25 protein-coding genes are annotated in these 23,477 nt (G+C 36.4%); 8 read left to right on the top strand and 17 right to left on the bottom strand.

Translation table 11 applies throughout. The features are described from left to right. Positions 1-19: 19 nt before the first annotated feature. Together HOO54_RS06430 and HOO54_RS06425 are read right to left on the bottom strand one after the other, a co-directional pair. On the bottom strand, positions 20-1,054 hold the full coding sequence (locus HOO54_RS06430; protein WP_172293527.1) for an alpha-ketoacid dehydrogenase subunit beta: 1,035 nt from the start codon (positions 1,052-1,054) through the stop codon (positions 20-22). Positions 1,055-1,078: 24 nt separating this feature from the next. After that, positions 1,079-2,053, bottom strand: a complete 975-nt coding sequence (locus HOO54_RS06425) for a thiamine pyrophosphate-dependent dehydrogenase E1 component subunit alpha (protein ID WP_172293525.1) — start codon at positions 2,051-2,053, stop codon at positions 1,079-1,081. A 207-nt stretch (positions 2,054-2,260) separates the two neighbouring features. On the opposite strand from HOO54_RS06425, the gene HOO54_RS06420 reads away from it, so the two are divergent. Together HOO54_RS06420 and HOO54_RS06415 are read left to right on the top strand one after the other, a co-directional pair. Then, the gene (locus HOO54_RS06420; RefSeq protein WP_172293523.1) at positions 2,261-2,809 is read left to right on the top strand and encodes a DJ-1 family glyoxalase III; all 549 of its coding nucleotides are present in this window, start codon (positions 2,261-2,263) and stop codon (positions 2,807-2,809) included. Between the two features lie 166 nt (positions 2,810-2,975). After that, on the top strand, positions 2,976-3,419 hold the full coding sequence (locus HOO54_RS06415; protein ID WP_172293521.1) for an ASCH domain-containing protein: 444 nt from the start codon (positions 2,976-2,978) through the stop codon (positions 3,417-3,419). A gap of 99 nt (positions 3,420-3,518) precedes the next feature. Here the strand turns inward: HOO54_RS06415 and HOO54_RS06410 are convergent, their stop codons facing one another. From HOO54_RS06410 to HOO54_RS06395, 4 genes are all read right to left on the bottom strand, one after another. Continuing rightward, positions 3,519-4,724: an MFS transporter gene (locus HOO54_RS06410; protein ID WP_172293519.1), complete on the bottom strand. Its 1,206-nt coding sequence runs from the start codon at positions 4,722-4,724 to the stop codon at positions 3,519-3,521. Between the two features lie 141 nt (positions 4,725-4,865). Then, entirely contained in the window at positions 4,866-6,068 is a 1,203-nt protein-coding gene (locus HOO54_RS06405; protein ID WP_172293517.1) for a macrolide family glycosyltransferase, read from the bottom strand. A gap of 107 nt (positions 6,069-6,175) precedes the next feature. Beyond that, the gene (locus HOO54_RS24145) at positions 6,176-7,432 is read right to left on the bottom strand and encodes a YfjL-like protein (RefSeq protein WP_253907630.1); all 1,257 of its coding nucleotides are present in this window, start codon (positions 7,430-7,432) and stop codon (positions 6,176-6,178) included. After that, on the bottom strand, positions 7,422-7,916 hold the full coding sequence (locus HOO54_RS06395) for an RNA polymerase sigma factor (RefSeq protein ID WP_172293515.1): 495 nt from the start codon (positions 7,914-7,916) through the stop codon (positions 7,422-7,424). Before HOO54_RS06395 ends, HOO54_RS24145 begins: the two co-directional genes overlap by 11 nt. A gap of 1,007 nt (positions 7,917-8,923) precedes the next feature. On the opposite strand from HOO54_RS06395, the gene HOO54_RS06390 reads away from it, so the two are divergent. Continuing rightward, positions 8,924-9,160 (top strand): hypothetical protein, encoded by a 237-nt coding sequence (locus tag HOO54_RS06390; RefSeq protein WP_172293513.1) that lies wholly within the window; start codon positions 8,924-8,926, stop codon positions 9,158-9,160. Positions 9,161-9,496: 336 nt separating this feature from the next. Here HOO54_RS06390 and HOO54_RS06385 read toward each other — a convergent pair whose 3' ends face one another. The 8 genes from HOO54_RS06385 to HOO54_RS06350 form a co-directional block, all read right to left on the bottom strand. Next, positions 9,497-9,961, bottom strand: a complete 465-nt coding sequence (locus HOO54_RS06385) for a DUF6884 domain-containing protein (protein ID WP_172293511.1) — start codon at positions 9,959-9,961, stop codon at positions 9,497-9,499. Positions 9,962-9,995: 34 nt separating this feature from the next. After that, a complete protein-coding gene (locus tag HOO54_RS06380; protein ID WP_172293509.1) occupies positions 9,996-10,553 on the bottom strand; it encodes an iron chaperone in 558 nt (185 codons plus the stop codon). Positions 10,554-10,847: 294 nt separating this feature from the next. Then, positions 10,848-11,156 (bottom strand): PTS fructose transporter subunit IIB, encoded by a 309-nt coding sequence (locus HOO54_RS06375; RefSeq protein WP_172293507.1) that lies wholly within the window; start codon positions 11,154-11,156, stop codon positions 10,848-10,850. 15 nt (positions 11,157-11,171) lie between these two features. After that, entirely contained in the window at positions 11,172-12,227 is a 1,056-nt protein-coding gene (locus tag HOO54_RS06370) for a PTS fructose transporter subunit EIIC (protein WP_172293505.1), read from the bottom strand. A 60-nt stretch (positions 12,228-12,287) separates the two neighbouring features. Beyond that, positions 12,288-12,743 (bottom strand): PTS sugar transporter subunit IIA, encoded by a 456-nt coding sequence (locus HOO54_RS06365; RefSeq protein ID WP_172293503.1) that lies wholly within the window; start codon positions 12,741-12,743, stop codon positions 12,288-12,290. After that, the gene (locus HOO54_RS06360; protein ID WP_172293501.1) at positions 12,736-14,781 is read right to left on the bottom strand and encodes a BglG family transcription antiterminator; all 2,046 of its coding nucleotides are present in this window, start codon (positions 14,779-14,781) and stop codon (positions 12,736-12,738) included. The genes HOO54_RS06365 and HOO54_RS06360 overlap by 8 nt, the downstream gene beginning before the upstream one ends. 444 nt (positions 14,782-15,225) lie before the next feature. Then, positions 15,226-16,026, bottom strand: coding sequence for an SDR family oxidoreductase (locus tag HOO54_RS06355; RefSeq protein ID WP_172293499.1), 801 nt, complete (start codon positions 16,024-16,026; stop codon positions 15,226-15,228). A gap of 62 nt (positions 16,027-16,088) precedes the next feature. Then, positions 16,089-16,688 carry a Crp/Fnr family transcriptional regulator gene (locus tag HOO54_RS06350; RefSeq protein WP_172293497.1) on the bottom strand — a complete coding sequence of 200 codons (600 nt, stop codon included), beginning with the start codon at positions 16,686-16,688 and terminating at the stop codon, positions 16,089-16,091. A gap of 265 nt (positions 16,689-16,953) precedes the next feature. On the opposite strand from HOO54_RS06350, the gene HOO54_RS06345 reads away from it, so the two are divergent. Continuing rightward, a complete protein-coding gene (locus HOO54_RS06345; RefSeq protein ID WP_172293495.1) occupies positions 16,954-17,589 on the top strand; it encodes a hypothetical protein in 636 nt (211 codons plus the stop codon). A gap of 460 nt (positions 17,590-18,049) precedes the next feature. On the opposite strand, the gene HOO54_RS06340 is transcribed toward HOO54_RS06345, so the two are convergent. The 3 genes from HOO54_RS06340 to HOO54_RS23835 form a co-directional block, all read right to left on the bottom strand. Next, positions 18,050-18,484: a YhfM domain-containing protein gene (locus tag HOO54_RS06340; RefSeq protein WP_172293493.1), complete on the bottom strand. Its 435-nt coding sequence runs from the start codon at positions 18,482-18,484 to the stop codon at positions 18,050-18,052. 261 nt (positions 18,485-18,745) lie between these two features. Further along, the gene (locus HOO54_RS06335; RefSeq protein WP_172299403.1) at positions 18,746-19,180 is read right to left on the bottom strand and encodes a DUF4275 family protein; all 435 of its coding nucleotides are present in this window, start codon (positions 19,178-19,180) and stop codon (positions 18,746-18,748) included. 138 nt (positions 19,181-19,318) lie between these two features. After that, complete coding sequence (locus tag HOO54_RS23835; protein ID WP_253907628.1) at positions 19,319-19,561, bottom strand: CPCC family cysteine-rich protein; 243 nt, start codon at positions 19,559-19,561, stop codon at positions 19,319-19,321. Positions 19,562-20,058: 497 nt separating this feature from the next. Here HOO54_RS23835 and HOO54_RS06325 point away from each other — a divergent pair, with 497 nt between their 5' ends. From HOO54_RS06325 to HOO54_RS06310, 4 genes are all read left to right on the top strand, one after another. Further along, a complete protein-coding gene (locus HOO54_RS06325; protein ID WP_172293491.1) occupies positions 20,059-20,715 on the top strand; it encodes a DUF3885 domain-containing protein in 657 nt (218 codons plus the stop codon). A 161-nt stretch (positions 20,716-20,876) separates the two neighbouring features. Further along, complete coding sequence (locus tag HOO54_RS06320; protein WP_216664724.1) at positions 20,877-21,137, top strand: hypothetical protein; 261 nt, start codon at positions 20,877-20,879, stop codon at positions 21,135-21,137. 1,108 nt (positions 21,138-22,245) lie between these two features. After that, entirely contained in the window at positions 22,246-22,512 is a 267-nt protein-coding gene (locus tag HOO54_RS23830; RefSeq protein ID WP_216664723.1) for a hypothetical protein, read from the top strand. Next, on the top strand, positions 22,460-23,311 hold the full coding sequence (locus tag HOO54_RS06310; RefSeq protein WP_172293489.1) for a GIY-YIG nuclease family protein: 852 nt from the start codon (positions 22,460-22,462) through the stop codon (positions 23,309-23,311). Before HOO54_RS23830 ends, HOO54_RS06310 begins: the two co-directional genes overlap by 53 nt. The last annotated feature ends 166 nt before the right edge of the window (positions 23,312-23,477 follow it).

The following is a 23,477-nucleotide window of genomic DNA, read 5'->3' as shown; positions in this document are numbered from 1 at the left end:
TCTCTCTCTCCTTTCTTTTTTAAACCCCTTGAGGTGATGTTTTTCCCAGTAACTCCAAAACAGTGTTGATCACTTTTTCAGGAGTCGGCAAATAGATGTCTTCCAGTTGAGGTGAAAAAGGGACAGGTGTATGTGGGGCTGTCACCCTTTTGATTGGTGCATCAAGTGTATCAAAACCTTGATCAGCAACTAATCCAGCAATATCTGCTGCGATTCCACATCTCGGATTAGCCTCATCAACAATTACAAGGCGGTTCGTCTTCTCCACTGACGCTAAAATGGCCTCTTCATCAAGAGGTGACAAGCTCCGCGGATCAATTACTTCCGCTTCAATTCCCTGTTTAGATAGTTGTTCTGCTGCTTGCAAAGCTGTCTGGACTTGTTTTCCAACGGCAAAAATCGTTACATCAGATCCTGCTCGTTTTAAATCGGCTTTGCCAATTGGCAGTGTATAATAATCTTCTGGAACATCACCTGTCATGTTGTATAATGTTTTATCCTCAAAAAAGATGACTGGGTCTTGATCTTCAATCGCTGCCAGTAATAACCCCTTGGCATCATAAGGTGATGACGGCACAATCACTTTTAATCCAGGAATACTTGTAAAAAGGGCGTATAAACTTTGTGAATGCTGGGCTGCAGCTCTAAATCCCGCCCCGTGTGTCGTTCGAATTGTAATCGGAACTTCCGCTTTCCCCCCAAACATGTAGCGAAATTTTGCTCCCTGATTTAACACTTGATCTAAACAGCAACCGATAAAATCATTGAACATCAATTCGGCTACAGGGCGTATCCCAGTAGATGCCGCAGCTATTGCTGCACCGATATATCCCGCTTCACTGATCGGTGTATCAAGGACACGATCACGCCCGAATTCCTGAACAAGCCCTTTCGTCACTCCGAGTACACCGCCCCATGCTTCATCATCATGGAGATGATCGACATCCGCACCGCCAGCAACGTCTTCCCCCATCAAAATGACGTGATCGTCTTTTTTCATCGCCAGTTTAAGTGCTTCATTCAGTGCGCTGGACATGCTTAACTGTCTTGTCATTTTTTCTTCCCCCTTTTGAATGGATTAATAAGATACGTAAACATCTGTTAATAACTCTTCTTGGTCTGGATATTGACTTTTTTCACTAAACTCAACCGCCTCATCTATCGCTGCAGTCACTGCTGTTTCAATCTCTGTCAACTCTTTTTCAGTCAGGACTTGTTTGTTCAACAGGTCAGTTCTGAAAGCAACAATCGCATCTTTCTCTTCTTGATGCTCGATCCTTTCTTCATTTGGTTTGTAACGCTGTGCATCTCCTTCAAAGTGACCATAATTCCGATATGTCATACATTCAATTAATGTCGGTCCTTCCCCATTTTTTGCTCGGGCAATCGCCTGTTCTGCCGCCTGATAAACAGCCATCACATCTTTGCCATCAACCTGGATGCCAGGAATTTGATAACTTGCAGCACGGTCAGCAATTGACTTACAGCTTGATGCATAGGAAAATGTTGTCGCTTCACCATAGCCATTATTTTCAGCTACAAAAATTACAGGCAGTTTCCAAATAGCGGCGAGATTGATTCCTTCATGAAAAGTACCTTGATTATTTGCACCATCACCGAAAAAGCAAACGCTTACATTTTTTGTCTTTTTATATTTAGCTGTTAAAGCAGCCCCACAAGCTAGCGGAAAGCCGCCTCCGACAATTCCATTTGCACCAAGCATCCCTTTATCAAAATCAGCGATATGCATTGATCCGCCTTTACCTTTACAAAGCCCTGTTGTCTTGCCATAAATTTCCGCCATCATTCCCTTTAGATCACAGCCTTTTGCAATACAGTGACCATGGCCGCGATGTGTACTTGTTATACTGTCTTGATTATTCAAATGAGCACATATACCGACCGCAACTGCTTCCTCACCAGCATAAAGATGAACAAATCCAGGCAAAATCCCTTGGGCAAATAGCTGATGAACCCGATCTTCAAATTCCCGAATCTCCAGCATCTTTCTATACATCCAGACCGCTTTTTCCTTTGTCAATCCGTGTTGCATATTTGTAAACCTCCTCTTGTTTTGGATCTCATCATTTATCATGCAAAAAGTGTGCCAATCTTTAGGTAGCAGTTGTAAAAGGCGATACTACATAAACTGTTTACTAAAATAGAGACAAAATGAGACTGGTGTCTCGTTTTGTCTCGAAAAGGTTGCCAGAGATTCTTTATGACCTTTACAATGGATAATAAAAGGAGGACGATATCCATGAAAAAAGCGATTGTTTTTTTAATCGATGGTTTTGAAGAAATTGAAGCCATTACCACGATTGACATCTTGCGAAGAGCTGAAGTGGAAACAGTGACGGTATCACTTGATCCAGATCTCCGCATTAAAGGTGGACATGACATTGTCATTGAAGCAGATCAAATGTATGATGATACTGATTTCCAAGATGCAGACATGCTAATTCTCCCTGGCGGTGCTGTGGCAAGTCAAAAAATGTTTGAACATCATGCATTACACCAGACATTGAAAGAGGCAGCAGCAACTGATAAATATATTGCGGCAATTTGTGCGGCAACAATGACACTTGGAAAAACAGGTCTTGTCAGCGGAAAAAACGCAACTTGCTATCCAGGCGTTGAAAAAGAACTGACCGGAGCAAATATTGTGACAGATCAAGTCGTGACAGACGGAAAAATCATCACCTCTCGAGGTCCGGCAACAACGATTCCGTTTGCTCTTAAACTTGCTGAATTATTAAGCGGCAAAGAAAAAGCTAGAGAGGTTGCCAAAGGGATGCTTGTTGATTAAATCCCTGTTTGAAGAGTACGAAAAGTGAAACAAGGACAAACTCCGTTTTTCAGGTATAAACAGTATTTGTTAGCCATGAAAAAGGTGTCCAATAGGTAAACTTACTGACTGGACACCCTTTTTTGCAAATGAAGGACAATGATTTTCCGAGAGAGGAGAGATAAATATGAACCAAGCTGCACAATTGTATTGGGACGAGTTTTGGAAAACTCAAAAAGGACCAAAACCACCTTCAGTCAGTGCGTGGCAATTTGGCGATAATCCAGACCATCTAGCTCAATTAGTAATAGATGGGGTGAAAACAGCTACATGTTCAGGACACATTTTTTATGAAATCGAAAATGAACCACTGCCCTCTGTTGAAGATTATAGTGTGATCTTAAATGGTAAAGACGAGCCTTTAGCGATTATCAAAACAACAGAAGTCAAGCTGATGCCAATGAATGAGGTTCCAGAGGATTTTGCGATTGCAGAAGGTGAAGGGGATTATCAATATTGGAAAACAGCGCATGAAAAATTCTTTACAAAAGCGTTAAGAGATTTGGGACATGAATTTTCTGAAGATATGATGCTCGTATGCGAACGTTTTACATTTGATGTAAAAAAATAAATCGGGTTTGCCCGAAAAGAGCACAATGATTAAACATAAAAAAGGCGTCCAATAGTCAAAAATCGACTTTTTGGACAGCCCCAAACATCTCACAGACCTTTATGCAAGTTCTTTTTGTTTCGTTTCCGTTCCCAAGAAGAAAACAGCGGCAACAGCAACTAAAATCGCCAAGCAAAAAATGAGGAAAATAATTGACAAAGTTACTTTTTGACTGACTAGGTATCCGACAAGCAATGGACCTAAAATCCCACCGATTCTCCCAAATGCGGCAGCCATTCCAGAACCTGTTCCTCTAATTGTTGTCGGATATTGCTCAGGGGTATAAGCATAGAGTGCTCCCCAAGCGCCAAGATTGAAAAATGATAAAAACATGCCTGCTGTTAACAAAAGCGGAAGTGACTCAGCTGTTCCAAAAAAGTAGGCACTAATGGCAGTCCCTAATAAATAGAGGGTCAAAACCATTTTCCGACCGGCCTTTTCAATCAGCCAAGCAGCTGAGAAATAGCCAGGAAGCTGAGCAAGTGTCATGATCAAAACATATTCAAAACTTTTGATCATACTGAATCCTTTCATGACCATGACTTGCGGAAGCCATAAAAACATGCCGTAATAGGAAAAAACCACACAAAACCACACAATCCAAAGCATTGCTGTAGGACGAGTGTATGCTTTAGACCAGACGCTTTTCACGTTTTCCAACATAGATGGCTTTGTTTGTTTCGCCATTTCTTCGTATTTTGGCGAATCCGGTAAAGCCATTCGTAAATAGAGTGCATAAAACGCCGGAAGAGCAGTAATTAACAAAGCAACCTGCCAGCCGTAGGTTGGAATAATAAAATATGAGATAAGTGCTGCTGCTAACCAGCCGAATGCCCAGAAACTTTCAAGCAATACCACAACTCTACCGCGCCGCTCTGGCTCGACTGTTTCAGAAACAAGTGTTGATGCAACAGGAAGCTCTCCTCCTAAACCCATGCCAACAAAAAAGCGTAAAATTAAAAATACCGTTAATGATGATGTCAAAGCTGACAAACCGCTGCCAACTGAGAAAAATAACAGTGTAATAATAAAGACATATTTTCGGCCGACACGGTCAGCCAAAAGTCCAAACAAAAAAGCCCCAACAGCCATGCCGATCGAGTTGACACTGCCAATCCAGCCCATTTCCTGCGATGTCAAATTCCATTCAACATGTAAAGCCGTTATAATGAATGATAATATACCGACGTCCATTGCATCGAATAACCAGCCTAGACCGGCAATACTAAGCAATTTTCGCTCTGAAACCAGATGATTTTGTTTCATACTCAAAACACCTCTTTACAGATTTACATGACTATTAGTTTACACTTGTCTTTACACTTTTGTCACGAAGAAAATTCAACCTCTTGGCTCTTATCGTGATTTCATTTCGTTTTTTTATGCAAAAAAATAAGTAAACCGCAGTTAACGATTTACTTTCACATTTTTGTTCCTAGTTATCAGTCGATCAATCTCATTTAGCGCTTCTTTCATGCTGGTACAGTTTTGAAAGCTGTCAGCAATTTTTTCAATCCCTTCAACATATCGCTTATCACCTAGCACTTTCTTGACAGCCTGCCTTAATGTATGTTCATTCATGTTGTCTTGAGAAATCGAATATCCCGCCTTTAACTCTTCCAGTCTTTGGGCAACCATTGGCTGATCCTTATCATGTGGAAGCACCACCATTGGAACATGGAAATGAATGCTTTCATTCACACTGTTCATTCCTCCATGAGTCACAAACACATCCGCTTCTTTCAACACATCTAATTGCGGAACATATGACGCCATCATGAAATGATCGGGAATCTTCTTTAGAGTTGTCATATCAAATTTTTCTCCTACAGCGATTACAACAATACCGGCAAAGTCAGAAAAGGCATCAATGCATAAATTGAAAAACTCTTCTGTTTTGCTTAATACCGTCCCCATTGAAATATAAATGACATTTTGATTTTTTAATTTTTCAAGCGGAAAATCGTGTTTCTCCAATCGGTTTGGAAAACTTGGTCCGATAAACAAATTTTCATCACCAAACTGGTCACTGTCAGGCTGAAAATATCGACTCGTGTACACAACACATCGCTCTGCTTGATTGTTCATAAACTGAGACATATCACGCGGCGTGACACCATACTGCTCTTTTATCACTTTCAATAATTCTTTACATTCATGATCCAATTGCAGTGGCGCATCTGAATTCGGATGCAGAGGCAGTTTCTTTAACCGGTCCTCCGTAAATAGAAATGAAGATGATGATGTGATCCCTGTAATTCCTAAATAATCTCTAACTAACTCTCCCACACCAAATTTGTCATAATAGATGACATCAAACTGAATCGTTTTTGATAACTCTTTTGCTATTTCTAAAATTTGTAAAGATGTTTGCAAATGAATTTTTAGAAATGAAAGAAGACCTGATAGAGAAGCCACATCAATATCAGCATGTCTCAATAAATCCTCATGCAAGTGAACAGTTGCACCGACACCTTCTAAGCGCTCTTGATACTTTTCTGTTGAAATATAATGAACATGGTCTCCCCTATCAGCAAAAGCTTTAGTGATTCCTAGTGTAGGATTGACATGTCCTTCTGCAGGAAAGTTTACAATTAACACATTTTTCACACAAACGCCTCCTATATTGGATGTTATGTACAATCATAAATTGGAATAAACATCCAGACAAGAGGCTATTGAAGGGGTTATATGTGCTTCTATAGACTTACTCTATCTTATTCGATCCTTTCAACGTCATCGACCTGTAAATCTGTTTCTCTATCAAAACCTAAATGATATTTCACATAGCCAGTATGTTTATCTTCGATGTCTTCTCCTTCAAATATGTTGGCATTGATCATAACATATTCATAATCATATCCTTCATCATGTAACAAGCGTTGAATGGTTTTTGCCGCATCATAGATATCTTTTTCATCACGTTTTGTAGCATCAAGGACAATATCAATACCCATCGGTTTATCTGTCTTCAGCCGCTTGCTCCATTTTACATCATCTTTCAGTTGTCCTTTTACAATTTCCATGTTGACTTCAACAGATTTCAGTTTGTTTACCTTTTCAGCTAAAACTGTTTTAAGGTCTTTCGCGGCTTGTTTATTTAATCGTTTCATCAACGGTTCATCTAAATGTGCAGACCGAATATCGTCAAAACTCACTTCAGGTATAAAAAACCCTCTAACAGTCATAATATAGGGCTCTTTTCTCTTCTCATCTTCAAGGTCTATCACATTAAATGAGTATTCACCAAATTTAAAATCGTACAAGCCTTCTTCAATTCGCAAGTTTTTCTTAGGATACTGCTCAGCCAAATATTGTTCCAACGCTTTCTCCGCTAACTTCTGACTAATCGGATTGCCATTATAAGCATTATAAAAATACAGGATCAATAGAGACAGGACAACGATCAACACACCATATAGCTTCTTTTTTTTGAATTTTATTGATAACCAACCGATAAAGCTACCGATTATTGAGAATATACAGTGCATAACACTGTAAAAAAATGCTCCAACGACAGCAACAGACAAGTGTTCAACCCCTTCTTCTTTAATGAAATACTCCAAGTTGTCCATAAACGACCACAGCAATATTGGAACAAACGAAAGCAACAACACACTTTTGATATCGCGATAGAATAAATAGATCAGAAGCCCCAGCACCGGATACCATAAAATAAAACCAAAGCTATCATTTAGGAGTGACGTTTTCATTGCAATAAAAAAGGAAATCGCTACAAAAATAATTTGATAAAACGAAAGTTTGCGATTGATTTTTTTAAACATTTTTTCCTGATCAACAGGGGGTACAATCTCTTTTTTTGGAAGAGGGGTATTTGACATCTCCACTAGTTTTCGATATTCTTCATGTTTTTCCGCCTGCTCCTCAATCCATCGAGAAGTCTCTTCACTTAATAGCCCTTCATGATATAAAGGAAGCAAATCTTCAATAATATAGCGAACTTTATCCTCCATAATATCCCTCCATCTGTTTATGCAGCTTGAGCTTTGCCCTATGAAACGCGACTCTGGCATAGTTTTCTGTCTTGCCAATGAGAACACCAATTTCATTGAATGACAATTCACCATAAATGCGAAGTGTTACAATTTCTTTTGAAAGCTCATCAAGGCAATTCATTTCACTAAATAGTTGCTGTTGTTCTTCAGCCTTTAAAAATTGTTCTTCAGGTGACAAATCTTCTGCGTTTATTTTTGGTATAAGCGTTAACAAATTTGCTTTATATCGTTTAGACCGATAATGCTTTTTTAGAATGTTTTTAGCAATTGAAAACAGCCAGGTTTTGACTGTCGCTTTGCCTGAAAATGTGTTAAAGCTTTTGATTGCCTGATAAAAAACCTCTTGTGTCAAATCCTCTGTTTCTTCTTGATTCATGGTTTTTACGTAAAAAAATGCATAGATATCAGGCTGTATTTCTTTATAGATTTCCTCAAGTTTCATCATGTCCCTCCCTCACCCGACTTTGACATTGGATGAGTATACTGAGATTTTTTATTCATTTATTAGTACCATAAACTATGAATTTGTTACACTGATCGAGTAGAAAAAAATGGACAGTTTTATTATATAGGCTTTCGTCGGACTATGTTGCTCAGATCCGTGGATAAAATCATAGAAAATAATCACAAAAAAAGGCTATTCTGAAAGTAGTCCGTATAAATGAAAATCGGGGAATTTGCTTGCTTTCCGCGGGCGATCCATGAACCTCCTCTGAGTTCGTTCCTTGCTCCTACCCACGTAAAAAAGTTCTTTAACGGATATACCACCCAGAGTCGAATATATCTCAAATATACCTTTCAAAAGGATCATTTTATCACTAATTTTCATTGATAAAATCTTCTATATTTAACTGGAAAACTCAAGTTACATCTTTTGTTTTAGAGTAATCAGAAGTCGTGCTATAAATTTAAATTTACTTTTATTTCAAATTATAAATAGCACTTTTTATCTTTCATATAGAATATAAAACTTTCTATTTGAGGTTTCATTCTTTTTTAGCATTCATCAGATCAATAATGAGTACTGAAGAAGCCTGTCTTCTACACCAGCAAAGGACAGTTTACATTCCGATTATCACATGTTAAGTTGTTTGTAGAATACCATTGTGGGAGTGATGCACAGAAATGGTAAAAAAATTGAGGATTTCGTTATTTTTTTGCTTACTTTTGCAAACTCAGACACTGATTTAAACATCAGGAGAAAAAAAGTTAAACAGTTATCAAAGTAACTCCAGTTTCTAATGGAAGGATGGAAATAAGTAATATTTGATCTTTTAAAAAATAAAGATGAGTTTGCTGCAAAATCCACAAATGAGTTTGGTTTGAACCTCTTCCTATTGGGAGATTGTATAGTTGATGCCTTAAGTCGCTGTTACAGCATCAGTTGAAGGGAGACGATGAGGGCATCTTTAAGAAAGCTTATGATTAGTAAAGGGGGCCTATTAAATAATGAAGCTTGATAAACTTTTATATTTAATGGTTCATATTGTTATGCCCTTTGTTTTTTTTATTGCATTTTTTCTTTGGGGGCATTTCTATTTATCAAAGCCTATTTGGGAAAACATCACTGATAATTTGTCTATTATAGGTATTTACTACATGTTAGTAAGCTTTTTCTGGTTTATTAATATAAATAACATTCGCAGCGCAAGTCAGGAAATTGAACAGAAAAAAAGGAATTTATGATGATAATTTTCGCCCGCATTTTCTCAACTATTTGAAGAATGGACTGTTAAGAAGCCAGGCCTCCCATTACAAGAAAAGGAGTGCTGGAACATTTAAATGAGTCCTTTGAAAAGTTGCACAAGGGAAACTGGCTGAAAGTGATGCTTAGACGGATATTATATCGAAAAGTGTTGTAGAGACTGACAAATAGCCTTCATCAAAATACTCAAACTTGATAAACAATGGGTATCTGAATTTCTCAAAAAAAGAGCCTGTCCAAAAAGTCAAATTTTTTGACGATTGGAAGCCCTCTTTACATTTAACTACGCTAATCCGGCAATATTTTTACTGCTCTTTTCAGACAGCTCCTTCAATCTCTCGCCCTTCAGCCACAGCTCGGTTAAGTGCCTGTAGCATATAACCGATTCCTCGATATCCTGCTAACGGATAAATGATCATCTGTTCACTGCCAAACACACTCTTCATAACAGGACGGTATTTTTTCCCGCCAAGCATCACAATTTTATCATATTTCAGCAACTGTTTCTGTTTAGTCTGTGCTTCTAGCTTGTCCAAAGGCATGATCTCAGGATGGCGCATCCCAAAGGTGACATCGTAATTTTCTGGAACAATATCTTGCTCCTTTAAAAAGCCGTGTTTTGCTGATAGGATCACCCAATCGTTAAAAAAAGTTTGTGCATATGTCCGACATGCTTGGTGAAATGGACTAAGATAAACATCTATGGCAGCTGAAGGACCTCGCATCGGGTCAACATCCCAAATCTTTTTGGCACCGCAAGGAATGATGCAAAGTTTTTTCATGGGACCTCCTTAAATTGCTCATTCATATGCCCGGTCATTCATTCTCAATGAATCTCGCTACATTGCCGCCGCATGTTGAACATTTTCCTTTTAAAACTAAGCCAAGCCGATCATTCTGAACACTGTAATTGACCATTGTCGTTACACCGCATGTTGAGCAAAATACGTTACTTAACAGCATCTGCTGTGTTTTAGAAGGTATTGATGACCACTTTTTCAAACCTGTCATATCAGTAATGACAGAGGATCGCTTTCTGTTATGATAATCAACAATCTCCTTGCAAACATCCATCAATTCTTCTATAGCATATTCATGACTGTATTTGATTCTTGCACAGCTTTTTCCCATAAATGCTGGAGGGATTAAATCTTTGATCAATGGTAATACCCGCTTGTCATCCGTGTAAAAAGAAAAATAGTTTTTTTGTGCAGCAAATGCGATATAAAAACCGTCACCCTTATATGTTGGCATTTTATGATCAAATGTTTCCTCGAGATTGGGGAATATTTCTCTGAAAAATCCTACAAACTGTTCGATCCACTCTTTTTTTGGACCTGTCAAGCTGGCAATATATTCGTCAACCAATTGCACCTAGAAACCCTCCTATCATTGCTATATGATTACCTTGTAACAAAACTGCTGGACTGTCAATAGGGAAATATAACATAATAAGGAGAACAGACCAAGTGACTCCTACCACAAGAATCTGTATATACCAGAACTAGATTCAAATTCCTTAGTGGTTATTGACGAATATAACCGCTTGTTTCTTATTTTTTGTTCAAAACTAAAGCTGATAGCGGTATCGATAATCATGTTTTCACATAAAAGAGGAGCAAAGCAACAAACTCAGTAAAGATTGTTGCTTTGCTCCCAAAAATGAACCTATTCAAATTTATCCTTCAATGCTTTTATAATTTGATCAGATTGTTTGATTAAAACTGACACACCTTTTTTCAAACAAGGCTTTCCTTTAAACCTTTCGATCCCTTTAATATCAATATCGTTGCTAATGATGACACAATCAGCCTCTGCAATATCTGTTGGATCTAATGGATTCTCTGTACCAGATCCTCCTTGTGTTTCAATTAAAACCTTAACATCATATTTTTCTCCAGCTAGTTTCAATGCCTCTGCAGCCATATAAGTGTGCGCTACTCCTGATGGACATGCTGTAACTCCAACAATTTTCATTGCTATTTCCTCCTCTTAAATGTTTACTAGATCCAGTTCAAATTCTTCATGATTATCATCTTTAGTCACTTCATCATGGTTTTTCTTCTTAAGGAGATTAACAACTAGAGCTGTTGTTAAAGCTCCTGCAATGATGCCTAAAATATAACCGAACTTCCCTTCAACAACTGGCAATACAATAATTCCTCCCCAAGGAGCATGATTCACGACACCCATTAAAAAAGGAACAATATTGCCTACAATACCACCTAAAACAATTGATGGAATGACTCGCAATGGATCATTTGCTGCAAACGGAATAGCGCCTTCTGTAATACCTACGCATCCCATAAGAATAGCTGCTTTACCAGCTTCTTTTTCCTCAGTATTATATTTTTTAGGACTCAAGAATGTAGCAATCCCCATACCAATTGGCGGAACACAGATCGCTACCCCAACACCACCCATTAGCCATGGAACTTTGTCTACTTGAGTTTGTGCAAATAAAGTAGCTACTTTGTTGATAGGTCCTCCCATATCAAAAGCTGTCATTCCACCTAATATAGCACCTAAAGGCAATTTTCCTGTTTCACCCATATTATTTAACCAATTTGTTAAGCCTTTCATCACAGATTCAATTGGAGCACCTATTACCCAGACAATAATAGCCCCTGTTAAAAATGTCCCGACCAATGGATAAAGAAAAATAGAACCTAATGATTTCAATGCAATTGGTAATTTAATTTTCTTTAATTGAAATACAATGATCCCCGCCAAAAAACCGGCCAAAATCCCGCCTAAAAACCCAGCACCTACTTGGCTAGCGAGATATGCACCAATTACCCCCGGAGCCAAGCCAGGTTTATCAGCAATTGAATAAGCTATATACCCACCTAAAATCGGAATAAAAAGTGTCAAACCACCTAATCCAATTTGTGCAAGACCTGCTAACCATCCATCTGTTGGTGTTGAAGGCGTACTATTTAACATGACAGAAATTGAGAATAAAATACCTCCAGCAACAATAAATGGAATCATATGAGATGTTCCAGTTAACAGATGCTTTTTTACTTGACTTAATTGTTTTTTCATCTTCTACTCTCCTTTTTTTCATCAGTATTCTTCTTGGAGACATACAAAGAGTGAAATTGATTATGCGTCGAATGCAATAACTGAATTTATCGTTGTATATACTTCATCTTCATTTGATTCCAGTAATTTATTTCTAAAATCTTCATGCATTAAATTTCTAGCTAATTGGGAGATGATTTTTAAATGTCCATCGTTATCTTCTTTTGGAGCAGCAATTAAAACGACAGTGTTTACTTTTTCATCATGATCATGGCCCCATTGTATCGGTTGTGACAATCTTCCATAACAAATAGCAGTTCTTATTACATTCTCTGTCCTTCCATGAGGCATTCCAATATGATAGCCAATATATGTCGGATGGATCATTTCTCTATCATAGACATCTTTAAGAAATGCAGCTCTGTCTTTAATACTGCCTGCATCACTTAACTTATCAACCAATTTCTTAATTACCTCATTTTTGTCACTTCCATCAATATTTAAAATGATGCATTGTTTACTAAGAATTTCAGCCATTTTTTAAACTCTCTTTCTCTTTATGTTTTATGATTTCCATTATTTCATGAGAAGACTTTGCTGTTTTAATTTGTGTCATCAAGTTATATTCTTTCACCATTCGAACTAATGAAATTAAGGCAGGAATGTGTTCAGAGTTATCTTTGCTAGCTAAACAAATCATAATATTTACCTGTTTTTCTCCAAATCTTATCGGTTTCTTACTAAGAATAAGGCTCATCCCACTTCTTTTTACATAGGCACCTGGCTTTCCATGTAACAAAGCAAAATGATCATCTGAGATAGAGTAGTAGCCTAACTTATTAATACTAGCAATGATTTCTTCACCATATTCTTCATCAACATAACCATATTCCGCTAACAAATCCGTACAAAGCCTAACCGTTTGAACCCATGAATCGCATCCGTCAATAATAGAGATTCTTTCGTCAGATAACATGTCTGAGAAATTTTCAATTCTGCTTTTTTTATTTGTTAAAGGATAACCAAACTGATTTCTAATGACTTGCAACACTTGTAAACGGTTCTGATCATTTAAAAATTCTAAGTTTCTATTAATTGAAAAATAATGAGTCAAAACTTTTTTTCTAGGTATGCCTGCTTCAATAATGTTCCTTATATCTTGATCTGTAAGGATAGGCGTAACGACCACAATTGGTTTTTTAATCGGCATTTTATCAAGTTCAGTTGTTGTGATCACCAAATCGACATGATCCCATTGTTGATAATTTGATAACCGATATAAAGGCAATACTTCAGTAACCTGTAATTGGAATTCGTTTATGAGGGACTCTTTCAACATGGTTGTTGTCCCATAACCAAAACCGCATACTAACAGAACTCGTTTTGGTGCTTCCTCTCTTATCCGTCTAATGCTAGCGATAAAATGGATCGTTAAATAAGTGATTTCTGACTGATTTCTTAATTTTTTCAGGATATCAACATTTGAAATCACCTGACTGACGATTTCATAAATTTCAATATCACTTGACGATAGCATCGGCATAATATTTTCATGAATATCAAGATTATTTCCTATTCTTCTGATTAATGGCGCAATATGATTTGTTAAACCTCTAATGAGAATCTCATCTGATTTGAAATCAAGATCCATCTTCTCGCTCATCTCATCAATCAGTTGAAAAGTGATCGCTTCAGCCTGCATCACATCTTCTTCACTTTCATTGACATGGTAACTAGTGTAATTCAGTAACCGTGAAATAAACTCCTTTTGCTTGTTAGAAAATTGTATTTGGCATTCTTTTTCTAACTTACTAATCAGTTCCTTACAATCTAAACTTTCAACTAGTTCGAAATCACTAAAATGAATCACATTTTCTTTTTGATAAATAGTCGACCAGATTGTAATCAATATATTTGATAAATACCATTCAAATGAATGATCTGATAACACTTTTTCTCTGCTTGATAAATCACTTATTACGATGTGAATGATGTGATCTAAATCAATATGATTGAAGGATTGCCGAATAATATTTTTAATTTTCAACTCAAATGACGTGTATACAACGGTGTCATCAAAGAATAAACAACAATACCTTTTAAACTCTCTATAAAGCAACAATAGAAAGTTTTCGATTTCCCCCTCCAGGATAAACCCTTGTGAATAAGTAATTTTAATATGATAAGAATCAAATTCATCTTCTATTACATTTAAATCATTTTTTATAGTCGATCGAGAAACTTGTAATTCATTCGCTAATTGATTTAAATTTAACAAACTACTATTTAATAACAAAGTAAGTCTAATGATAGATACTCTATCTTCTTGAACAAAAAGATAATCATCAACTCCTGAAAAAACCGACAAATCAATTTGATCTGGGAAAATTAGAATTCCTTTTGATCTTTTTTCTATGGGAGGATAATTGTGTGACATTAACTCATCATTTATTCGATAAATATCATATCTAACATGTCTTTCTTTTATGTCTAGGGTATTTGCTATGTCTTTATAACTCGTTTTTTTACACTTAGATAAATAATTAACAATATTGACCATTCGCCTACTAAACATCGTGTTTATCACCTCCTCATGTTATGCGCTTACATTTATGATTATAGCTTGACCAATGAAGACGAGTAAGTATTAAAAAAAGAAAAAAAAGTTACAAAAGGTAATGGGGGTAAATAATGAAAGGAAGAGTCTCTAAAAAACAGTCAAAAACGGACCCATTGAACTAGTATTTTCTATTTGATGTTTTTGTGGTTTGTTTGGAGAATAGCATAAATACTATCTACAAAAAAAGCACTGGTAATCAAGTGCTTTTTTGTATGGGTATATCATCCTGAACATGAAATTGGAATCTCTTCATTAGCTTGAGAATGCTGTTTGAAGCCAGAATCTCCATAGTGGTAGATTCTCAGTGGAAACGATAAAGTACAAATTATCAAATAACTACCTTCATTACCGGTCACAATTCTTCGTTATGTAGTACTCAGGGTTAAGGTGTCGAGTTTGTTAACGTCTTCTTAACAGCTTCTCCTTCAGTGAATCTGGAAGTGCTGCAACTAAGCGAAACTTTAGCGGAACCGCTACCTTGTACCGGACCTTCAACCGGCTTTTAGCCATAATCTTTGCAATGATCCGTGCTACTTCTTTCGCTTCAGCCCTTTTCTGGGTACTTCGTTGTCTAGTATCTGATTCATAGTGTCTAGCATAGGGGGAGTTTAGATTTGACATAAGGTCAGCCGAATTTTGGGCAAGTGTTTTAAAAAAATTTGTTTTGATAGCCCCAGGTTCGATCACTGTTGATTGGATATGATATTGGTACAATTCCAGTCGTAGCGCCTCATTCAATGCTTCAACTGCAAATTTTGATGAGCAATAAGCACCGTTAATTGCCTGTGCAAACTGCCCTGAGATTGAACCAATGTTGATGATCTTGCCAGACTGCTGATTGCGCATAATTGGTACAACTGTTTGAATCATCTGGATCATCCCAAATACATTCACATCATACATCGTTTTCACATCAGAAACATCAACCTCCTCTAAAGCTCCCCTCACCGAATAACCTGCATTATTCACAAGAACATCAATTTTCCGATATCTTGATAATACTTCGCGGACAGCTCCTGTAATGAATTCTCTTTTGGTTACATCCAACGATAATTTCAAGGAAGCTTTCAGAGTCTTTATTGTCTCTATATTTCTTGCTGTTGCTACAACCGTGTATCCTTGGTCATATAAAATCTCACAAAGCTCCTTGCCAATACCACTCGAACATCCAGTAATAAGTACAACTGTTTGATTTTTCACTAAAAAAACCCCCATGGATAGAATGTGATTTATTATATATCACATAGAGGTTCGTCTCATTATCATTTGTTAAGATTCTGTTTTGTTCTTATTCTGCTAAGTGATACTGGAGTGATTCCTAAATATGATGCCAGATGACATTGTTTTATTCGTTGATTTAGTTCCGGATAAGAAGCGCAAAAATTATTGTATCGTTCCGTACTGTTCCATAATTTAAAACTGGTTGCATGCTCCTCCTTCATCACAAGGACAGTATCAACCATCCTCTTATAAAATGATAGCAATTGATAATTTTCATCAACAATCTTCTCCCAATCATGAATTGAAGCCACAAAAATCTCACTATTCTCAAGCGCCTGTATAGAATATGCCGATTTTTTCTGCGATATATAAGCTAAATATGAAAGAATCAGATCCCCCTCTACATAGAAATATTTCGTCATATCATGACCCTGTTCATTAATATAGAATGAGCGGAATGCCCCTTTCATGATCAATCCTATTTCAGTTGATTTCTCACCCTCTCTGATGAAGAAATCATTTTTCTTCATGGTTCTTGGATGGAAAATTGCCCTTACTTTAGCTAGATTATCATCATCAAGAGATACTCCGAATTTGGCTTGAAGATCACTCCATAATCTATCAGTTTTGGTTTTGTTCATTTGAAATCTCCATTCAGTGAGTAGTAACTGTAGATCGAAATTCTACGTGAAAATGACCCTTCAGATAATTTAACTGGGAGGCGGTAAGGATTTTTTCAACTATGCCCTTTTCTTGCTCTCTTTAACCTTTAAGATCATGTCACATTATACATGAAAACTTATAGAAGCCTTATTCTTTGCCTCATTGCTCTAATTTTTCCCGTATTTTAGTATACTAATTTGACGGGGGAACAAAAATATTGAATCAATAAAAGGACGTGTACCAGTGAAAGAATTTTATCACTCTAAAAAAAAGAAAATTCGCGGATGGAAACGCCATAAAAGAAAGATAGCAAGGTGGAAACACAATGTAATCGAATTAGATATGGATTATATTCGAGAGAACCAAAGGGATTACGCAAAGTTATGGATTCATCCATTTTATGCACTAGTTCGTACAAATCCTCCAACTTGGTATAATCGTCTATTATTAATTGAAATGATAAATGTATATTTAAATTGGTATAAACAAATGGTTAAAGAAGATGAAGATTTTTATCTAAAAATTTGGTTATATGAACCAGATTTTATAAGTTCCCAAATTGTTGTTTCATACAAGAATTGTCTTAGTTATTACGATAGTGTCTTTGATCCAAACACAACTAAAAAGCGTTTTCCTTTTCATAAATACAAATCAATAAAAGATAAATTAACTCTTTTTGAATGGAAAGCATGTATTGATGCCGATATGTATTGGGCTGAGTATTTAAAAGAAGATATCGATTTAGGCTTTATGACAGAAAATGAAGTACGTGGAATTATAAATAAATCTTATAAAACTGAGAACTATCATAATGACACACTTTATAAGGTAAATGTCGGGGATGTTTGGGTGGGAACACTAAGAAATGGGCCTAAATAGGGTTTGTCAAAAAAAGTGTGTAAGTTATTCTAAATATTTCAACCCACGCTGCTTCATGTTGTCATGAATTAAACGGCAACCTTCCCATTTGTTTTCAAGTTCTTTTGCCCGTATTTAGAAGGGGGTATTCTCATGGGGATATGCTCCTTTTTTAGTCACTTTTTCAACCGTATTTGTGGTGTACATCAATACTTGGGCTACCGGCTTAATATACTTTACGGTTTTAATTTCAAATTCCTCTTTGTACCGTCTACCTTGTGCCAAACAGACACACTCCATTATAGTGAATATCTTTATGATAACAATCTGTGTCTATTTTTTAGTCTAGCATCCCTTCTCTTTCATTATGGAAGTACCATACACAAATAAGGGAATGGTTTCTGCAAATTCTCATTTATTTGTAGCAGAAGTCTGTCAATATGATATCTTACACATTATTTCCTGTTTCGGTAAATGAGAATCATTCCGAAAGTATCAATCTTCTTAACTCCTTTGTCATTTGTGGAGATGTAAGATAAATTGAATCATCGGTAATATACATAAACGTACTCTTCTCATTTTCTTGTCCTAACCATAAATGAATTCCATGTGGAGGCAGTCCCCCTTCATCTCCTTCGTATTCCACCACTACATCGTAATCAGGTTTAGATTTATCAACCTTACCTGATTGCTTAACAGCGGTCGTTATCGCCTTTTCAAAAACATCTAAGGATTCCTTATCTCTAATGGATAAAAGCATTTCCTCATTCATTTCTCCTGTTCCATTAGACTTTGAAATTTTAATTTGTGAGATTTTTTCATCTAGAAGAACCATTGTTTCTGCTTGTTGTGTTTGACAAGCTACCATAGTAATGGCAACACAAAAAATGGTTAATATCGAAAATATAACCTTCAATCTATTTCCTCTCCTCTATCATCAAAGTGAGCAGAGTTGCCCACTTCATTTAATCGGTGTTGGTATCAATGACATGATCTACCTCTATATCTTCATTATGGGTAAGTTGGTCAAAGCAGTGAATTCGGCAAAAATAGCTGGAAGGTCTAAGAAGTACGAGCTATGGTATTCAAGTACTTTTTCATACGTTTCTGTTAACAAAGAACTTGGTGATCATATTCGTTAATTTTACTATCAATGTCATCACGATTGACCTGCTAATCAATCCAATTTTCGACTGAAATATGGACCGCAGTAACCTGTTTCATGAGTTTTTACATAAGTCCAATTAAACTCCTTATCTACTACGTAAACATCTTCTTCATTTCCAAAGTCCTCGGCTGTTAAAGGTGAAGCATTTTCAAGGATCAAAGCATCATCGGTATGCTGATAAAAAACATAGCAAGATTGTTTTGATTGTTCGTTAAAAGCTATATCAGCTTGTCTCTCCTTTAAATGCTTTCTTCTTTCATAACTAAATACATGCCACAGGTAGCCACACAAACCATCTTCATCATAAAGATTAATAGAATTCTTTTCTTGATCACTAAGATGATTGACAAAGTTATCTTCCCATTGCTTTCGTAGATATGTCCCCCACTTAGGGATTTCTATCACTCTTACTTTTTTCATTCTTAGTAAAGATACTAAATCGATCATATTGTCCAACATGACACCCACTTTTTAGATAATATTTCTAACTAGAAATATCCATTAATTTCGTATGATTTTATCTTCCTGTAAAGTCAGGTTTGCATTTATCTAATTCAACAAACATACTTATTAAAGACTTTTTTACTTCAACCTCTTTATCGGTTTGTTCTTCTGTATTTCTACTATCTCAATACATAATGAGGTGTTCTTTAAAATTTTTTCTTGCTTCTGTAAGGGAATAATCACCATTTGACCTCCCCACACTTCATCCGCATTTGGGTCATCCTGTCCATCATCTTCCCAATTACAAAGTTCGCATATTTCAAATATTCTACGTTCTTCGATTGTTGGAAAGCCACAACAAGGACACTTTTCACGTTTCAACCTAATCTCTCCCTTTATTCACGTTCATAATAGTTAAAGCCTTATATGGTGGAAACCCTATCGTTTAACAATCTCTATCGTGATAAGACATTTCTAACCCTTCTATTCAAAACATCCTCACATATTTGATAAAAAAATCATTTCCCTCACCATCGAGGGGAACAAGATTGTTCTTATTTCATGAATCTAAGCAACATCTGTTGACCCAAACTTGGTACGCAGTGTTTTAAACATCAAAATAGTTGTCTATGCTGCTTTCCCAATACCTTTTCGTCCTTCTCCACAAAATAATCATAGCTTTTTATTTGTATTTCTTCTTTATTATAAATAAAATAATAATAAAGCAAATCAAATTTTTTTCGTTGTACTTTTAGGCAATTCCCCATTTACAAATGGTATTTCCGAAATACATATGGATAATTTTACAATTTATAAAAGCCGCTAACCTCTATTACCTTAAATACAATTATTGGCCATAGATGATTTGAAGGAGCAATATGATAAATATTCTATCCCAATTCATGAAAGAGCATTTTGGTAATTTACCCTTAAGACCGCCCCTGTTTTATTTATGGGAATACGGTATCCGTTTTGAAATTTCTAAACCCTGGGTACACAATCTTCAGCAAATCGAAGAAAGAATTAATGGTATATTCAATAAAGTTTTTCATGATACCGATGAAATGTTACTGGTCACTGACATTCATTGTGAGAAGCACGATACCTTTTTACAAAAGAGACCAACAAAGGTCTATCAAAAATATATAAAAGACAAGGAATTAAGGCGAAAACTGCAACATAGGGTGTTACCAAGTGTTTTCTTAGAAGTTGAAGACGGTGAAGATTATGAAGAAATGGTCACGCACCGATTTGCTCTGTCCTGTCAAAAGAGCGACATTCGTTATAAACCGCTGTTAACTGCTATTAGTTATGAGGATTTTCAACATCCATCCCAAATTTTAAAAGGGTTCTACCACGCTGGTATTGACATTTATTTTGTCAATGTTACAAAGAAAATAATTTACCACCTGTATGATGATCGAGGCTGTGATGTTATCACCTCAAACAAAGAAGATTTACATTCACTTTATAAAGAACTAAATGATTGGATTTTAGACTATGACCGAGAACAGATTGATAAGTTATTCAAATGATCTATTTGCTGTATAATTAAGAAAAAATATCAACAAGAGGTGATTTACTTGGACCTTCTCACCACATTTCTTGCCATCAAAAGGCTCTGCCTGTAAAGGTCTAAGTTTTCCTTTGGGGGACTTTTACAGGCTAAGCCATTTCCCAAGGAGTGTGATGGCAAATGAAACCACATCAAAAAAATCGTAGTCGTGCCTATTTTCGGCATCATCGAAAAAGAGTGATACAACGTAAGATAAAGATAGTCAAACATTTAGGTTGGCAACCTCGCATTACTGGATATTTCGCAAAAGGGAAAGTTCATTGTTCATGCTGGATGTGTTCCCAAAAGACAAAAAAAGATGGATTTCCTCATTCCCAAAACATTCAATTGGAACGCTTGAACAGCCAATTATATGATGACTTTAGCGAAGGGGAAGTTTAATCGTTCAAAGAGCTGTCCTGAAAGTAGTGTGGATGAATAAAAATTGGGGAATTTGCTCGCTTTCCACGGGCGATCCGCGAGCCTCCTCGGAGCTCATTGCTTGCTCCTGCGGGGTCTCGCAAACCCCCAATATCCCCTGATTTATGTTGAAAAAGGACTCTTTAGACAGCCCCTTCATTATTTTGTAGTCTTATGTTTCCATCAGCTATAAACTAAAGGTCAAGATCCACAGCTGCCCCTATAGAATCGACAGAGTCAATAAATCTTTTATCTTTATTTTCTATAGAATAACTATGGTCAACCTATAAGCTAACGTATAATCTTCTCTTGATTTAAAAACGAAATTCAATTGTTTACTAATATCAAAAGATACCTTGTTATCTGTACCCACTTCCCAACTGGTATATTTGCAGTATGAGCCGGAAAGAAAATGATGTGATGAGATGAGGCTCTGCTTGTATATGTCACGGTAGCTAGCATACTTTGCTGCTTCTTCATCTTTGTATTTGCGGTAGATCAACCTTCAACTGCCTTAAAGCTCGTGGAGACAAAGAAGCTAGCGGAATTGTCCTACTTAAAACTTATGCTGATTACTACAATGGCTATGATGAAGATGGAAACCTTCCGGTTATTCTGAATTAATAGAATCACTTCAATCATTATATCCACTAGGACAACCAGGTGAAGGCGCTCAGAAAGACTTCATAAAACTTTTTGGTACAACTCTTAAGGATGAAAAATATCCTAACTGCATTTGATGATTTTGAAGGCAATGAAATATTAAGCGAACAGGATTTTTAAGACTACCAAAGCATTTATATAGATTTATACCATTATTTCAGAAAGGACAAAGAAAACATAAATGATGATATCGTTTTTGAAATGTAATTAATTAAACAGATCGAAGTCAATATTGATTATATTTTTAATACTGGTAGCAAAATATCATGAATCAAACTGTGCTAAAGTATCCTTAGAACAATTATAATTCAAGTATTAAGCTTCGCATTGAGAAAGAACTTACCGAAAGATTCATAAACCAAATCAATACTTATACACAAGAGATGATGATTGGCGTAAGTTCGTTTTAGAGCAAAAAGAAAATGACTTGTCTACACGAAAGTTTGTAGCAGGTTCATTAAGAGATGGTGCCTTGAAAACTACCGGTACAGATATTGATAAAATTCTGCCTCCCGTTTCACGTTTTGGCGGTAGAGGCGGCGTTCACGTAGCTAAAAAGCAAAGTGTCATTGAAAAGCTAATGGCATTATTCATAAGTATTTTGGTCTGGTATAACCAGATTCGACGGGAGTGTAAGAAAAGTGGCTACACGAGGAAAAAGTATAAATCTATTTTTGATGGATGGCAAACCTAATGGCAGAATCAAGTGCACTTTGGCGAATTGGACAGGTGTAGCTTACAAAATCCCGCGCACAGAACTTGATAAGTGCAAAGGACGCGACGATCTATCCCAGAGTGGTGTATATTTTTTATTTGGCACATCAGATCAAACTGATGACAATGTGGTATATATTGGACAATCTCAAAGAAATCCAGACAAAGATTATTGGACAGAAGCTGTTGTATTTACTACATCTAATAATTCATTTGGTCCTACAGAGATAAGTTACCTTGAAAACCGATTCTGCAGACTTGCTATAGATGCAAACCGATATTTAGTTAAAAACGGAAACGATCCTACTCATGGGAACATAACAGAGGAAAAAGAAAGTGAGCTTGAAGAGTTCATTGATTATGCCAAAATTATCATAGGTACTCTCGGACACAAATTATTTGAACCGTTAACAGGTAAACCTAAGCCGGCTGTAGCATTAGAATCTCAAGAAGAGGACTTACTTCTCTTTATGAAGCGGAAAAGCCGAAAAAGTGGACTTGTAATTGAGGCTAGCTGTAAACAAACTGATGAAGGTTTCGTTGTCTTGAAAGGCAGTCGTATAGAGACTATTGACTCTGACAGTATTCCGCCTGGAATTAAGGAACGCAGACAAAAAGCAAACATAGATGCAAACGGAATTTTGCAGGAAGATATCTTACTCCGTAGCCCATCATACGCTGCCGCATTTGTCATTGGTGGACATGTCAACGGTCTTAAAGATTGGAAAACGGAAGGTGGGCTATCTTTAAAAGAGATAGAAAACAATGAGGATCATTGATGATATATAGTTCACATCTAACCCGTCTCCTCATACCCTATAAAAAAAGCATTATCTAAACAACCCTATCATCTTCAGGACAGATGATATGTTACCTCAAACAATAAAAATAAGGGTTTCCCAACATTGCCACCTCCCGCTAAGCAGCCGCGAGAAAAATTCAATG

This window comes from Bacillus sp. WMMC1349 (genome assembly GCF_013155385.1).
Classification (GTDB): domain Bacteria; phylum Bacillota; class Bacilli; order Bacillales; family Bacillaceae; genus Bacillus.
The sequence above is the reverse complement of the archived record's forward strand: the minus strand, read 5'-3'. Positions and strand labels throughout refer to the sequence as shown.